The sequence below is a fragment of the Bradyrhizobium jicamae genome, from assembly GCF_018130215.1.
Classification (GTDB): Bacteria; Pseudomonadota; Alphaproteobacteria; order Rhizobiales; family Xanthobacteraceae; genus Bradyrhizobium; species Bradyrhizobium jicamae_A.
The window spans coordinates 120,554-134,457 of record NZ_JAFCKQ010000018.1 but is presented as its reverse complement, the minus strand read 5'-3'; the positions used below and the strand labels follow the sequence as shown (position 1 = coordinate 134,457).

Here is a 13,904-nt window from a genome sequence, read left to right as displayed (position 1 = left end):
TCTCCATCCGCCGTCATCTGTGGTGACGCGGACAAGATGAACCTCCGAGGCCATGCTCCCGTCATCTCTGCTAGGACCCCTTTTTGTCACGGTCTTCGCCCATCTCCGCTTGCGCCTGTTTCGACTCCGTCAGAACTGCCTCATTCGACGCCAGCACTCGGTAGCTATGCTCCATCCGCTCCAGATAATATCGGATGAAGTCGTCCGTGGCCTTCTCCTTGGCGAGCCGACAATGTTCGGCCATTTGCAGATAATCTTCCGCACTCATAACTGAATATGCGCTGGAAGCTGTAGGCGTTCCCAGAATTTCAGCCAATTGACCCCCCTGCCCGGTGACCCGGGCAGCGGCGCAGATCCCCGCACGGGGCGGGCCTCGTAAAGTAAGCACTCCTTGTTTCCGGTAAGTCGAGGACGAAGCGGGAAAACGCGGAGCCCAGCGCGATTCAACCCAAGGGGAAACGGAATGTTCTTCGCCGACCGAATGCGAGAAGCCCGAGCGCAACTAGAAGCCCAGACGCAACAGGGACGATGAGTGTGGCGCATTTTTCCGGTTTCGGCCCACGACATCAACGCATCGGTACGCGCTGAAGTCTAACCTGTTCCCGGCGCGTGCGCCGTCGCCATTCGCCGGGCCGGCCGCCCCACAAATAGGAACGCGCATCCTCCTCATGCGTCAGTTCGGATGGCAAAGCTCGTCAAGATTCGATTTCACTAGTTCGGCGGCAATGAAGTGCCTCGCATGGACCGGCTTGAACAGTCGGGCCGCGACGCAGGCCAGATCCTGGTGTCCGTTCGGGCCGCCAGCGTCAACCCCGTCGATTTCAAGATCAGGTCGGGCAAGTATCCGTCCGTGCAGGAGGATCGCCTGCCCTACACGCCCGGCCGCGACGTCTCCGGCATCGTGGAGCCATGCGGCGCGCAGGCGACCCGCTTTCGACCGGGCGACGCCATCTTCGGGATGGTCCCGGTCTTCGGCGGCGGTTACGCCGAACGAGTTGTCCTGGATGAACGCGCGGTTGCCCACATGCCCGTGGGGCTCGATCATGTTCAGGCCGCGGCCATCCCGTTGGCGGGGCAGACCGCGTATCAAGGTCTGTTCCGGCGAGGCAAGCTCAAGGCTGGACAGACGGTCCTGATCCACGGCGGCTCCGGTGGGGCTGGCCATTTCGCGATTCAGCTCGCCAAAGCCATGGGCGTCCGCGTGCTGACAACCGTATCGACCGAACACGTCGAGTTCGCGCGATTGCTCGGGCCGACACGGTGATCGACTACAGGACCCAGCGCTTCGAGGAAATCGCCGATGATCTCGACATGGTCTTCGACCTGATCGACGGCGAGACCCGCGAGCGCTCCTGGTCTTTACTCAGGAGAGGCGGGCGCCTGATCTTCATCCTGACCGAGCCATCACAAGAGCGCGCCACGGAGCTCGGCGTGACCGCGATGCGCTACACGGTCGAGCCCGATGGCGAAGAGCTGGCCGAAATCGGACGATTGGCGGATGCGGGCAAGCTCAAGCCGCACATTCAAGCCACCTACCCGCTCGAGCAGGCGGCACAGGCCCTGGCGGCCGTGGAGCACGGCCATACCCCGGCAAGGTCGTGCTGACGTGCGGCTGAGCAGGAGCGTTTCATGAACACAACAAACCGACGGACGCTGCTGGCGGCCGCTGCCGCGCTCGGCGCCACCGCAGCCGCCTCGGCCCAACCGCGCAACGAGCCTGTCATTGGCGACAAGGGCGCCACGATCTCGGCCCGCGCAACCCGGAACGGGAGTTGCAGAACCCCGACATCTTGCGGCCGCCGTCTACCGATCACGGCTCGGTGCCGAACCTGCGGTTTTCGTTTGCAGACGCGCATATGAAGATCCGCACCGGCGGCTGGTCGCGCGAGGTCACACAGCGCGAGCTGGCGATCTCGACCACGATGGCCGGCGTAAACATGCGCCTGACGGCGGGGGCGTTCGCGAGCTGCACTGGCACAAGCAGGCCGAGTGGGCCTTCATGCTGGCCGGCAAGGCCCGCATCACCGCGGTCGACAATGACGGCCACAATTTCATTGCCGATGTCGGCCCTGGCGACCTTTGGTACTTTCCATCGGGCATTCCCCACTCGATCCAGGGACTGCCTGATGACGGCTGCGAATTCCTGCTGGCGTTTCCTGACGGCGAGTTCTCCGAGGACAGCACGTTTGCGATCACCGATCTGTTCGCCCACAACGACCCTGTCGTGCTGGCCCAGAACCTTTCCATCGATGTCAAGGCGCTCGATCCGCTTCCCAAGCAGGAGCGCTTCATCTTTCAGGCCGAGCCGCCGCCACAGCTCGAGGCAGACGTTGTGCACGACGCACTCGGTGCCGTGGCGCTCGACATGGTCTTCCACCTGATGCAGCAACCTCCGACGCAATCGCTAGGCGGCAATGTCCGCATCGCCGATACCCGCAACTTCAAAGTCTCGACGGACGTGGCGGCGGCGCTGGTCGAGGTCAATCCCGGCCACATGCGGGAGCTGCATTGGCATCCGAACGCCGACGAATGGCAGTATTACATCTCTGGCCAGGCACGGATGACCGTGTTCGCGGCCGAAGCGCGGTCGCGAACCTTCGACTACCGGGCCGGCGACGTCGGCTACGTCCCGATGTCGATGAGCCATTTCATCGAGAATACGGGCGATCTCGAACTGTTCAGGTCGAACCGCTTCATGGACGTCTCGCTCGCGCAATGGATGGCGCTGACCCCGCCCGAGCTGGTGGCGGCGCACCTGAACATCGACCGCGCCGTGATCGAGACGCTGCGCAAGCACAAGCAGCCGGTCGTGTAGTCATTCGCGCCAGAGATAGATCAGCTCTGCGGCCGGGCGCAACGATATTTGCATGTCGATGCAACGGTGCACGGCGTCCCGGATTTCGGCGACCTCCGACTTGCTGCTCATGATCGCAACCGATGTTCGTCCAGCGCCCGCGCGAGATAGGGCGCCGTGCGGCTCGATTTGTGCCGCGCGATCTCCGCCGGCGGTCCCACTGCAACGACCTGCCCGCCCTCGCCCCGGCTCCCGGCCCTATGTCGATCACCCAATCGCTCGCGGCGACGACGCTCATGTCGTGCTCCACGACGATCACGGTGCTCCCCGCCTCCACCAACCCATCCAACTGGACAATCAGCTTCTCGACATCGGAAAGGTGCAGACCCGTGGTCGGCTCATCGAGCACATAGATGCTGCCAGCACGCTGGGCGCGCTGCAGCTCTGTGGCAAGCTTGACGCGCTGCGCCTCGCCGCCGGACAGCTCGGTCGCCGGCTGACCGAGGCGGATATATCCAAGCCCGACCTGCCGGATCACATCGAGCGACCGCGCAATGTTGGCGTCGTTGACGAAAAACGCATGGGCCTCATCGACGGTCATTCCGAGAACGTCGGCGATCGACTTGCCATTGAGCTTGATCTGCAGCGTCTCCCTGTTGTACCGGGCACCATGGCACTCCGGGCATGGCGCATAGACGCTCGGCAGGAACAACAGCTCGACGCAAACGAAACCTTCTCCCTGGCAATTCGGGCAGCGGCCCTTCGGCAGGTTGAAGGAGAATCGTCCGGCGTCGAAGCGGCGCCGGCGCGCCTCTTTCGTCTGTGCGAACAGCTTTCGCACGTCGTCGAAAAGACCGGTATAGGTCGCCAGATTGGAGCGAGGAGTCCGTCCGATCGGCTTCTGGTCTACGACGGCCAACCGCTTCAGGCGATCAAGCCCTGCGGTGATCTTGCCGCTCGAGGTCTCGACCGGCGCGCGTTCAAGGACGTCCTCGCCGTCTTCGTCGGATGCATGAGATTGTCCGAAATTCCCACGCAGCGCTTCGACGAGGAACTGGCTGACCAGGCTGGACTTGCCCGAGCCGGATACGCCGGTGACCGTCGTCAGCACGCCCAGCGGGAATGCGACGTCGATGCCCCTGAGATTGTTGCGCGCGACGCCGCTCAGCTTGAGCCATCCCTGCGGAGAGCGCTGCTTGTGCTGCGGCGGAGCGGCCTGGCCGAACAGGTATTTTGCGGTGCGCGATCCCGCGACGGACTTCAACCCATCGGTGGGGCCGCTGTAAAGGATCTCGCCGCCACGCCTGCCGGCGTCCGGCCCGACGTCGACGATCCAATCGGCATGACGCACGACATCCAGCTCATGCTCGACAACAAAAAGTGAGTTTCCGGCCGCCTTCAGCCGATCGAGCGCGCGGAGCAGTGCCTCGGTGTCGGAGGGATGGAGGCCGGCAGACGGCTCGTCGAGCACATAGACCACGCCGAACAGATTGGAGCGCACCTGCGTCGCCAAACGCAGCCGCTGGAGCTCGCCCGGAGACAAAGTCGGCGTGCTCTGTTCCATCGTGAGATAGCCGAGGCCGAGATCCAGCAGCACGCCAAGCCGTGCGCTGAAGTCCTGCGCGATCCGTTGAACAATGATTGTCTTTTCCGGGTGAGCATCCTGTCGGCCGCTCTTGCCCTCGCAATAAGGCCGCATCAGCGCCGCCAACTGCTTTAACGGAACGCGCGCCATGTCGGCGATATCCATGCCGGCAAACTTGACGGACAGCGCCTCCGGCTTCAACCGCTTGCCGTGACAAACCGAACACTCGGTACTCAGCATGTATTGCGAGACGCGCTTCTTCATCATTGCACTGGTCGTATTCGCGAACGTCTCCATGACATAGCGCCGGGCGCCGGTGAAAGTGCCCTGGTAGCTTGGCTCTTCTTTCCGTCGCAGCGCCCGCTGAACCTCCTCGAGATCATAACCCGCATAGACCGGGACCGTGGGCTGCTCGTCCGTGAACAGGATCCAGTTACGGCCTTTCTTGGGAAGTTCGCGCCAGGGCGTGTCGATGTCGTAGCCGAGCGTCGTGAGAATATCTCGCAGGTTCTGGCCGTGCCATGCCGTCGGCCAGGCCGCGACCGCGCGCTCGCGGATGGTGAGGGTGTCGTCGGGGACCATCGAGCGCTCGGTCACGTCATAGACGCGGCCGAGGCCGTGGCACTTCGGACAGGCGCCTTCTGCCGAATTAGGCGAGAAGGACTCCGCGTACAGCAACGGCTGCGACTTCGGATAGTCGCCGGCGCGCGAATAGAGCATCCGAAACAGGTTCGACAGCGTCGTGACGCTGCCGACGCTGGACCGTGTGGTTGGCGATCCCCGCTGCTGCTGGAGCGCCACGGCCGGCGGCAGCCCTTCGACCTCCTCGACCTCAGGCACGGCCATCTGGTGGAACAGGCGCCGGGCGTAGGGCGACACGGATTCCAGATATCGCCGCTGCGCTTCCGCATACAGCGTTCCGAATGCGAGTGATGATTTTCCCGAGCCGGAGACGCCGGTGAATACCACCAGCGCATCGCGCGGGATATCCACGTCCACGTTCTTCAGATTGTGCTCGCGCGCACCGCGCACCCTGACAAATCCGCCAGCCGATTTCCCCGCGCCCTGCTCCAGCTTGTAAACCTTGTCGTCCATCATTCGCTGCCAATGCCGTTAGGACAGATAACGGACCCCAAACCCCAATGATCCTCCGCATTGCCGCTTGGAACCATTACCGGGCGCGCAGGTTCGTTCCAACGATTGGCGGATAAGAGGCACATTTTGCTATTCGCGTGCGGGATCGACAGGGCCAGAAACTTACCCCGTGTGGAGATCGCTGGATGGGTCGTGGCGCTCACTGCCTGGATCGCGATGCCACTGCCGAGCCAGGCAGCCCTTTCCAGTTCGCAGCTCGAGCAGGTGGCCCTCGCGCCTCGCGCCGATACGCAACTGCCCCTGCAAACTCCGCTGAGTGACCTGAACGAGCGCAGCGCGCCGCTCAAGGATTGGCTCGGCGGCGTCCCGACCGTCTGGATCCTGGCCGACTACACCTGCGAGACGCTGTGCGGACCGGCAATCTCGATCGTGTCGAACGCACTGGCCGATACGGGCCTCAGCGCCGGCAAGGACTTCCGGCTCATCGTCGCCGGTTTCGATCCCAAGGATACGGCGGCTCAGGCGCAAGCCATGAAGGGCGCGCAGCTGAGCCCACGCAACGGCCTTGCCCAACACAGCGCATTTCTCCGAGCGGCGGCGCCGGACGTCAGCGCATTAACCGACGCGTTCGGTGTGCGCTCCGTCTACGATCGCGAGCATGATCAGTTTGCTCATCCCGCGGCCGCCTTCGTGGTGACGCCGGAGGGGCGGATTTCCCGCGCGTTGTCGGCCCTTGCGGTCGATGCCGCCAGCCTGCGTCTTGCCCTAGTCGAAGCCGGCCAGGGACACGTCGGCCGGTGGAGCGACCAGATCCACCTGCTCTGCTATGGCTTCGATCCCGCCAGCGGGACCTATACGCTCGCGGCGCGGCGGCTGCTGATCGCAACGTCCTCCGTTAGCGCCATCGTCCTTGCTCTGCTCATCGGGCGTCTGTTCCGGCGTGAGCACGCCACCAAATAGCGCTCAAGGGTTCCCGCTCTTCAGACCGCATGAGAACGGCGTCGAACGCCAGCCAGAGGATCGTGCAAAGGAAGAACCCAGCCGCAATCATCATTGCGACCGTGACCATCACTGACAGCCCGTGAATGGCCGGCAGGATGAGGATCGCGGCTTCGAGCCAGCGCATCGCCAGCGTCAGACCGCACAGCGTCAACAGCCAACGCGGGTCCGATCGCACCCGGTTGCTGAGCATCGCGCAGAAGGGGAAGACAAATTGCCCAAAAGAGAGCGCGGCGAGGACAAACTGCCAGCCGTTCTCCGATCGCGCGATGTACCAGGTCACCTCCTTGGGGATGTTGCCCGACCAGATCACGATGTACTGCATGGCGTGCAAGTAGCACCACAGCAGCAGCACCGACAGCAGCAGCCCGCTGTAGCCGCGGCTCGGACCGATCTGCCGCGTCGACAACAGGCCGGCCGCGATGACGAACGCCGTTCCATTGACAAGCAGGAAGCTGAGCGAAATCAGACCATAGATCGAGGAATGAAATTCGGGCTCCAGCGATTCCAGCCAGTCGATCCCGGTGAACGAGACGGTCAGGGTCCATACGATCGCCCCGACCGAGGCTGCGCGCACCATGGCCTCCTCATTGCGCCAGGCGCGCCGCAGCCATTGGGCGAGCGCAATCCAGATCAGGAAGTAGAGCACGGACCGCAGCAGGAAGAACCACGGCATGAACCAGCGCGCCTTGAATGGCGGCAAGGTGGATCCATCCGCGATGGCCGGATAAATCTCCCTCATGAACAGCAGGACCGGAATGAACGTGAGCGCAACGACGGGCAGGATGCCGGTGGTCGCGACGAAGATTGGGTGTAACGTCTCGGTCCAGCGGCGGCGCACCAGATAGCTGGTCATGAAGACGATCAGCGCCCCGATCGGAATGGCGCCGAGAGCACTCCAAGCGACGAGATACGCTGATATGGTCGAGCGGGCGTCGATGATAAATCCGGCAATCAGCATCAGGCCCGACACCACCGCCACCACGCTCCTTGTGCTGCCCGGAATGTTCATGGCTGGCTCTCCAGCCTGGCGCGCTCGTCGGCCGGCACATCGTCGAGCGAAGCCTGGCGACTGAGCTGCAGCGCACGGATATAGGCGACGATCGCCCAGCGATCCCTTGGCGGCACGCGGGCCGCATAGGAATACATCGCGCCATGGCCGTTGGTGATGACGTCGAAGAAATACTGATCTTCCGCTGTGCGCAGCCGGTGGTCGTGATAGCTGGTCGGCCGCGGCATGCCGCGCTGGACGATGATGCCAGTCCCGTCGCCGCCGGCGCCGTGACACGGCGAACAGAAAATGCCGAAGCGCTCGCGCCCGCGTGCGAGCAACTCGGCTGACAGCTTAGGCTTAGTGCTCGCCGCCTTCTCCCGATCCAGATCGTCCCGGGCGATCGTGTTGGCCGGCGGCTGGCGCAGCACGCTGCCGCGGAACAACGGCGCGCGGGAATACTCGCTGTAGCGCGGCTGGTCGTCCATGTTCTGATCACACCCCGCGAGCAGACCGGTAAGGACAACGATGGCCAGCCATTTGTTCATTCCGGTACGAGCTCCACCGACAGCGCGCCCGCTCCGCTGAGAAAGGCCAGAGTCTCGCTGGCATTGAATTTGGCATCGTCTGCGCCTACACAGAGAAAGAACCGATCCTTGCTGGCACGGTGAAAGCGTTCGCCATCGAAGACGGGATAGCTGAGCCGCGGCAGCCCGTTCTGCCACAGCATCCCGAACAGCATCGCGAGCGCGGAGAACAGGATGGTCAGCTCGAACGTCACGACCGCGAAAGCCGAGATCGGGTAGATCGGCCGTCCGCCGACGTTAAGCGGGTAGTCGTAGTTCGTGAAGAATTGCATGGCGAGCGCAGTGCTTGCGCCCGCAATCGCGCCGCCGAGTCCGACGAAGGAGATGGTCGGCCGCGGAAACCGCAGGATGCGATCCAGTCCCTCGACCGGGAACGGGGTGAAGGCATCGAGCTGGCGGTAACCGGCCTCCTTGGCCTTGCGCGTCGCCGCGAGCAGGTCTTCCGGGGTCTTGAATTCAGCCAGCGCGCCATAGAACTCATCAGCCATGCTGCTGCTCCTCGTTCTCCTCGTGGAGAAGCTTTTTGCTCTCGAAGATCGAGATCATGGGAACGAGGCGGATGGCGATCAGGAACGGCACCAGGAACAGCCCGATCGTGCCGAAATAGGTCGACCAGTCCCAGAAGCTCGGCGTGAAGTGGCTCCACGACGAAACCAGGAAATCACGATAGAGGCTGGTGACCAGGATCATGTAGCGCTCGAGCCACATTCCGACCACGACGGACGCCGAGATCACCAGCAGCATCCATCCGCTTCGGCGGACCGTGCGCAGCCACAACGCCTGCAGCGGAATGAAGTTGAAGATGACCGCGCCCCAATAAGTCCAGGCGTAAGCGCCGGCGAAACGATCGACCAGCGTCTGGATCTCGTGCGGCTCGCCGGAATAGACCGCATCGAACACCTCGAAGATGTAGCCATAGCCCGTCATCAGGCCGGTTGCGAGCAGGACCATGCCGAGCAGATTGAGATGATCATCGGTGACGAGGTTCTTCAGCCCGAACCAGGAACGCAGCGACACCGCGATGATCGAGACGACGGCAAAGCCGGAGAAGGCCGCGCCCAGCACGAAGTACGGCGGAAAGATCGTCGAATGCCAGCCCGGGATCTGCCCGACCGCGAACAAGAGCGAGACCTCGCTATGGACGGAGACGACCAGCGGCACCGCCAGCCCCGCGGTTAGCCGGTAGGCCTGCTGCCAGCGCTGCCAGTGCCTCGCCGAGCCGCGCCATCCGAGCGCGGTGATGCCGAAAAAGATCTGCCAGCCGCGTCGTGTTGCCCGATCGCGCGCCGCAGCGAGGTCAGGGATCAGGCCGGTGTACCAGAAGGCCAGCGAGACCGTCAGATACGTCAACACCGCCCAGATGTCCCATTCCAGCGGGCTGCGGAATTGCGGCCACACGCCCATCGTCGCGGGATAGGGAAACATCCAGTAGACGTACCAGGGCCGCCCGAGGTGCAGGATCGGATAGATGCCGGCGCAGACCACGGCGAACAGTGTCATGGTTTCGGCAAAGCGATTGAGCGAATTGCGCCACTCACTACCGGTGAGCAGCAGCAGGGCGGAGATCAGCGTGCCGGCATGGCCGATGCCGAGCCACCAGACGTAATTGTGGATGGCGAACGCCCAGTTGACGGGGATGTTGATGCCCCAGATGCCGACGCCGCGGGTGAACAGCTCGACCACCGAGACCATCAGCAAGAGCAGCAGCGCACTGGCGATTGTCATCGCAATCATCCAGCGCCGGTCCGCCGGAAAATGCAGAGGAATGCGCGTGAGCTGGTCGGCAATGCCGCCCATGCTCTGGCGCGTCGGCAGGATGTCGAATTGCTCGCTCACCCCTGCCTCGATTCCGTATTATCGTCGCGCCAGCGGGCGAGATAGGTCGTGCGTGGCCGCGTCCCCTGCTCCTCGAGCAGAACGTAATGACGGCCGTCGCGCTTAAGTCGCGAGACCTCGGAGTTGGGATCGTTGATGTCGCCGAACACGATCGCCTTGGTGGGACAGGCCTGCTGGCAGGCGGTGACCACTTCGCCATCACGGATCGGGCGATTCTCTTTGTCGGCAGCAACGTGCGCTGCCTCGATGCGCTGAGTGCAATAGGTGCATTTTTCCATGACGCCGCGCGAGCGAACGGTCACGTCAGGATTGTGGGCAGCGTGCTCTGGTGACTCGGCGAGCGCTCGATAGTCGTAGAAATTGAAGCGCCGCACCTTGTAGGGGCAGTAGCTTGAGCAGGTCCGCGTGCCGATGCAGCGGTTATAGACCATCTGGTTGACGCCTTCGGGGCTGTGCGTCGTGGCGTGCACCGGGCAGCCCATCTCGCAAGGCGCGTCCTCGCAATGCATGCACGGCACCGGCTCGAAGAAGCTGCGCGGCTCGGCGACATCGCCGGTGTAATAGCGCGCGATTCGAAGCCAGTGCATCTCGCGCCCGGCCCTCACCTGGTCCGCGCCCACGACAGGCACGTTGTTCTCGGCCGTGCACGCCGTCACGCAGGCATTGCAGCCGATGCAGCTGTCCAGGTCGATCACCATGCCCCAGGCGTTCTTCGACGACGGCCACGGGGTGTAGAGGCTGGCCTGCTCGGGCTTTGTCTGTTCAACTTGTCCCGGGCTGACCTCGCGGACGAGATCGAAGCCGTCGAGGCGATGATGCAGCTGGGTCACCGCGAGATCCTCGCTGGTGTCGAGCTTGCGCAGGCTGCCCTGCGCCAGCCACGGTTTGGCCGCGGGCCGCACCTGATAGGCGTCGTAGCCGAGCTGATCGCCCACCCGTCCCGCGCGGGTGCGGCCATAGCCGAGAAACAACGCAACTGTATTGTCGGCCTGGCCCGGCATGATCCAGAGCGGTCCTTTGACGTGACGCTCACCGATCGTCACCTCGACATGATCGCCGTTGTCCGCCAAAAGGCGTTTTGCCAGTGCCGGGCTGACCGCGATCACGTTGCTCCATGTGACCGTCGTCAGCGTCTTGGGAAGCTCCTGAAGCCACCCGATATTGGCGAACCGGCCATCCCAGACCGTCGGATCCGGCTGGAATACGATGTCGAGGTCGCCGGTCGTGTTTGGGGGCGCAATCGTATTGCTTGCGGGCATTGCGGCGACGAACGGTGCCGCGCCCGCGATGAAGCCATCATGCAGAGCCTGCTTCCGCTTCGCCTCGAATGCGTCACCAAAGCTCGCCTGCCAGGTCGCGCGGATTGCGGCGTCCGGCGTCTCATCGACCTCACCAAGCAGCTTCGCAAACACATAATGCACCGTCCTAACATCGTAAAACGGCGAGATCACCGGCTGAAGGATGCTCGCGGTGCCATCGACGGCGCGCGCGTCGCTCCAGCTCTCCAATGGATGCGCGAGAGGAAGTTGCCATTCGCAGAGCGCACTGGTCTCGTCGCGGTAAAGGCCGAAATGAATTGACGAGCGAACGCGCTTGATGGCATCGCCCACGTTCAACTCACGGGGCGCGCTGTAGACGGGGTTGCAATCGAACACGAGCAGCGAGGTGACGCGCTCCGCATTGATATCGGACACAAGGTCGGCCAGCGTGCCGGCATCGGTCGGGCCGGCGATCGGCGCGGTCAGCTTCAGCGTTTGGCCGGCATTGCCGAGCTGCTGGTTGATCCGCGCAATCCAAAGGGCCGCGGCCGCGCCGCCGCTGAGACCCGAGACAAACAGCGAGCGCCCTGTCCGGTCCTTGCAGGCCGCCACAACGCGCGCAACCCAGCCGGCTTCGGCTTCCGTCACATCCGGCTTCGATGCGCCGGCAACGCCAAGCGCACTCGCCAGCGCCTCCGCGAGATCCGGCATTCGCCTGGCGTCGGCGATCAGCCGATGCGCAGCCAGGGCACCCGTTGCGGTCGGCACACTCTCGGCCATGAAAAGCCGATTGCCTGGCCGATCGCTTGATCGACGGCGGCCTTGCGCCCAACCCAGCGCGTTGCGCACCTGGTCTGGCCCCGGTCCCAAGAAGTCGTCGTCGAGCCCGACAACGACGTCGCAATCCGCAAGCCCATAGTGGAGATCGACAGCCTGCCCATAGACTGTGGCGTTGATCTGCTGTCTCGCCTCGCCTCCGGTAGCCGTATGCACGTGAACGCGCGCCTTCGCAAACTGCTTCAGGAAAGCATCGATCTGACGCAGCAACGTCGGCGATGTCGTGAGCCCTAGCAGCAGCCTTAGGCCCTCACCCTGATCGCCAAGCCAGTTCTCGCGCATCACGCCGATGGCCGTTTCCACATCGGCCCAGTTTACGGCTTCGCCGTGACGGCTCGGCGCAGCTGCGCGATCGGGATCGTAGAGCTGCAACACTGCACTCTGCATGAATATGTCGCTGCGGCCTTGCGTGGCCGGATGACCGGGATTGCCATCGAGCTTGGTCGGCCGTCCCGCGTGTGCCGTCGCGATCACCGGCTGCGCGTAGGCGTCGAGCAGCACCGCGGTCGCATAATAGCGCGGCAGGCCGATGACCTCGCTCGGCGGCTGGTTGACATAAGGCAGCGCCGTAATGAACGAGCTCTTTTCGCACCCCGTCAATCCAGCCAACGCGAATGAGGCGCCCATCAGCTTGAGGAACTCGCGACGCGCGGTTTTGGAGAATTCGTGGACCGCCGGATGCTCTGTCTCGATAAAGGCTTGAAACCGCGGGTCCTCCGACAACTCTTCGATGCCCGCCCACAGGCGCGGTCCGTCCGTGGCTTGATGATCGATGCGGCGCTTCATCGGTGACACACATAGCAATGCGTGAGCTCGCCGAAGCGAATGCCCTCATGGGCGGCAATCGCCTCTCCCTCCTTGCGCGCATTTGCCGGCGGTGTCCAAGCCATGTCGGTGATGTGATCTTCTGGACGCAGATGCGGCGCGGGATCGCGGTGACAGTCGATGCAGAACTGCATCGTGAATGCCTTGGCACGATAGGTCAAAGCCATCTTGTCGATGCGGCCGTGGCAACTCTCGCAGCCGACGCCCTTGGCGATATGGATGTCGTGCCGGAAGAATACGTAATCGGGCAGCTTTGCGACGCGCGTCCACTGGATCGGGGTGTTGTCGGCAAGACTCTTCCGCACCGGTTCAAGCATCGACGCGTTGGTCCATATCTGGGAATGACATGTCATGCAGGTCTCGGTCGGCGGGAGGCCGGCTTGCGGCCCCGCCTGGACATTGCTGTGGCAATAGCGGCAGTCGATGCCGAGTTCCCCCGCGTGATGGCGATGGCTGAACGGCACCGGCTGATGAGGACGCATGTCGGTCTCGGTCATGTAAGCCGAATGCGCGAAGCCGACAGCGGCCACGATGCTGCCGCCGGCGAGTGACAGGGCGCCGATCAGGAACAGGCGAATCCACGTGTCCGCCACAGGGGAGAATATTTGCATCATTCTCGCTGTGACCTGAGAGCGAGCTGTCCGCTCGACAATCTGGCCCTCCCGCATTGGTTCCTAACGTAGGAACGCAATCCCTGAGACCGCATTGTCCCGCCGCGATCGAGGACAACAGCACCATGGCGGACACCAACCACGTCGACTATGAGCGGTCGGACGTCGGACTCCGCCTTGTCGGCTGGCTCGCAGCGGGCCTTGCGACTTTCGTTGTAGTCACCCCGCTGTTGCTGCCCTTTCTGTTTCCCCTGTCCGGGAAGCACATCACGCCCGCGAGCCGCCCCGCGATGAGCTCGAACGCGCCGCCACTGGAAATCACACCCCGGGCTACACTACAGGCGACACGACAAGGAGACGCGCAGATCGAGCATGGTTACGGCTGGGCCGATCGCAGCCGCGGACAAGTCCGGATCCCGATCGATCGCGCGCTCGATATCCTCTTGCGCAAGGGACTCCCGGGATGGCGGTCTCAATGACCGCCC

At 63.5% G+C, this 13,904-nt stretch carries 14 protein-coding genes and 1 pseudogene; 6 read left to right on the top strand and 9 right to left on the bottom strand.

What is annotated here, in order from left to right:
- Positions 1–70: 70 nt before the first annotated feature.
- On the bottom strand, positions 71–316 hold the full coding sequence (locus tag JQ586_RS20780; RefSeq protein WP_212396456.1) for a hypothetical protein: 246 nt from the start codon (positions 314–316) through the stop codon (positions 71–73).
- A gap of 127 nt (positions 317–443) precedes the next feature.
- The gene (gene mprA, locus JQ586_RS41580) at positions 444–530 is read right to left on the bottom strand and encodes an MprA protease, GlyGly-CTERM protein-sorting domain-containing form (protein ID WP_212396469.1); all 87 of its coding nucleotides are present in this window, start codon (positions 528–530) and stop codon (positions 444–446) included.
- A 209-nt stretch (positions 531–739) separates the two neighbouring features.
- On the opposite strand from mprA, the gene JQ586_RS40555 reads away from it, so the two are divergent.
- The 4 genes from JQ586_RS40555 (at position 740) to JQ586_RS20760 (ending at position 2,815) form a co-directional block, all read left to right on the top strand.
- Complete coding sequence (locus JQ586_RS40555) at positions 740–1,264, top strand: NADP-dependent oxidoreductase (RefSeq protein ID WP_249147840.1); 525 nt, start codon at positions 740–742, stop codon at positions 1,262–1,264.
- Positions 1,261–1,605: a zinc-binding dehydrogenase gene (locus JQ586_RS40550; RefSeq protein WP_312016990.1), complete on the top strand. Its 345-nt coding sequence runs from the start codon at positions 1,261–1,263 to the stop codon at positions 1,603–1,605. Before JQ586_RS40555 ends, JQ586_RS40550 begins: the two co-directional genes overlap by 4 nt.
- Before the next feature lie 24 nt (positions 1,606–1,629).
- Positions 1,630–1,860: a twin-arginine translocation signal domain-containing protein gene (locus JQ586_RS20765; protein WP_212396455.1), complete on the top strand. Its 231-nt coding sequence runs from the start codon at positions 1,630–1,632 to the stop codon at positions 1,858–1,860.
- A gap of 139 nt (positions 1,861–1,999) precedes the next feature.
- Positions 2,000–2,815 (top strand): cupin domain-containing protein, encoded by an 816-nt coding sequence (locus tag JQ586_RS20760; RefSeq protein ID WP_283815465.1) that lies wholly within the window; start codon positions 2,000–2,002, stop codon positions 2,813–2,815.
- 107 nt (positions 2,816–2,922) lie between these two features.
- Here JQ586_RS20760 and uvrA read toward each other — a convergent pair.
- Positions 2,923–5,474: pseudogene (gene uvrA, locus JQ586_RS20755) on the bottom strand (excinuclease ABC subunit UvrA).
- Between the two features lie 192 nt (positions 5,475–5,666).
- On the opposite strand from uvrA, the gene JQ586_RS20750 reads away from it, so the two are divergent.
- Positions 5,667–6,434, top strand: coding sequence for an SCO family protein (locus JQ586_RS20750; protein ID WP_212396454.1), 768 nt, complete (start codon positions 5,667–5,669; stop codon positions 6,432–6,434).
- Here JQ586_RS20750 and JQ586_RS20745 read toward each other — a convergent pair.
- Genes JQ586_RS20745 through JQ586_RS20720 form a run of 6 tightly spaced genes read right to left on the bottom strand, consistent with a single transcriptional unit; the run spans position 6,394 to position 13,422 of the window.
- Positions 6,394–7,485, bottom strand: a complete 1,092-nt coding sequence (locus JQ586_RS20745) for a hypothetical protein (protein ID WP_212396453.1) — start codon at positions 7,483–7,485, stop codon at positions 6,394–6,396. The two genes, JQ586_RS20750 and JQ586_RS20745, sit on opposite strands and share 41 nt — an antisense overlap.
- On the bottom strand, positions 7,482–8,012 hold the full coding sequence (locus JQ586_RS20740; protein WP_212396452.1) for a cytochrome c: 531 nt from the start codon (positions 8,010–8,012) through the stop codon (positions 7,482–7,484). Before JQ586_RS20740 ends, JQ586_RS20745 begins: the two co-directional genes overlap by 4 nt.
- Positions 8,009–8,539: a DUF3341 domain-containing protein gene (locus tag JQ586_RS20735; RefSeq protein WP_212396451.1), complete on the bottom strand. Its 531-nt coding sequence runs from the start codon at positions 8,537–8,539 to the stop codon at positions 8,009–8,011. The genes JQ586_RS20740 and JQ586_RS20735 overlap by 4 nt, the downstream gene beginning before the upstream one ends.
- Entirely contained in the window at positions 8,532–9,887 is a 1,356-nt protein-coding gene (gene nrfD, locus JQ586_RS20730; protein ID WP_312016989.1) for an NrfD/PsrC family molybdoenzyme membrane anchor subunit, read from the bottom strand. Before nrfD ends, JQ586_RS20735 begins: the two co-directional genes overlap by 8 nt.
- On the bottom strand, positions 9,884–12,769 hold the full coding sequence (locus tag JQ586_RS20725; protein WP_212396450.1) for a TAT-variant-translocated molybdopterin oxidoreductase: 2,886 nt from the start codon (positions 12,767–12,769) through the stop codon (positions 9,884–9,886). Before JQ586_RS20725 ends, nrfD begins: the two co-directional genes overlap by 4 nt.
- Positions 12,766–13,422 carry a cytochrome c3 family protein gene (locus tag JQ586_RS20720; RefSeq protein ID WP_212396449.1) on the bottom strand — a complete coding sequence of 219 codons (657 nt, stop codon included), beginning with the start codon at positions 13,420–13,422 and terminating at the stop codon, positions 12,766–12,768. Before JQ586_RS20720 ends, JQ586_RS20725 begins: the two co-directional genes overlap by 4 nt.
- 122 nt (positions 13,423–13,544) lie before the next feature.
- Here JQ586_RS20720 and JQ586_RS20715 point away from each other — a divergent pair, with 122 nt between their 5' ends.
- Positions 13,545–13,898 carry a hypothetical protein gene (locus JQ586_RS20715; protein WP_212396448.1) on the top strand — a complete coding sequence of 118 codons (354 nt, stop codon included), beginning with the start codon at positions 13,545–13,547 and terminating at the stop codon, positions 13,896–13,898.
- Positions 13,899–13,904: the final 6 nt, after the last annotated feature.

What these genes read in the sequence shown, in the direction of transcription:
- JQ586_RS20720 (WP_212396449.1), bottom strand. Translation starts at nt 13,422, where the DNA reads ATGATGCAAATATTCTCCCCTGTGGCGGACACGTGGATTCGCCTGTTC.
- JQ586_RS20765 (WP_212396455.1), top strand. Translation starts at nt 1,630, where the DNA reads ATGAACACAACAAACCGACGGACGCTGCTGGCGGCCGCTGCCGCGCTC.
- JQ586_RS20725 (WP_212396450.1), bottom strand. Translation starts at nt 12,769, where the DNA reads ATGAAGCGCCGCATCGATCATCAAGCCACGGACGGACCGCGCCTGTGG.
- JQ586_RS20735 (WP_212396451.1), bottom strand. Translation starts at nt 8,539, where the DNA reads ATGGCTGATGAGTTCTATGGCGCGCTGGCTGAATTCAAGACCCCGGAA.
- JQ586_RS20745 (WP_212396453.1), bottom strand. Translation starts at nt 7,485, where the DNA reads ATGAACATTCCGGGCAGCACAAGGAGCGTGGTGGCGGTGGTGTCGGGC.
- JQ586_RS40555 (WP_249147840.1), top strand. Translation starts at nt 740, where the DNA reads ATGGACCGGCTTGAACAGTCGGGCCGCGACGCAGGCCAGATCCTGGTG.
- JQ586_RS20740 (WP_212396452.1), bottom strand. Translation starts at nt 8,012, where the DNA reads ATGAACAAATGGCTGGCCATCGTTGTCCTTACCGGTCTGCTCGCGGGG.
- JQ586_RS20715 (WP_212396448.1), top strand. Translation starts at nt 13,545, where the DNA reads ATGGCGGACACCAACCACGTCGACTATGAGCGGTCGGACGTCGGACTC.
- JQ586_RS20760 (WP_283815465.1), top strand. Translation starts at nt 2,000, where the DNA reads ATGCTGGCCGGCAAGGCCCGCATCACCGCGGTCGACAATGACGGCCAC.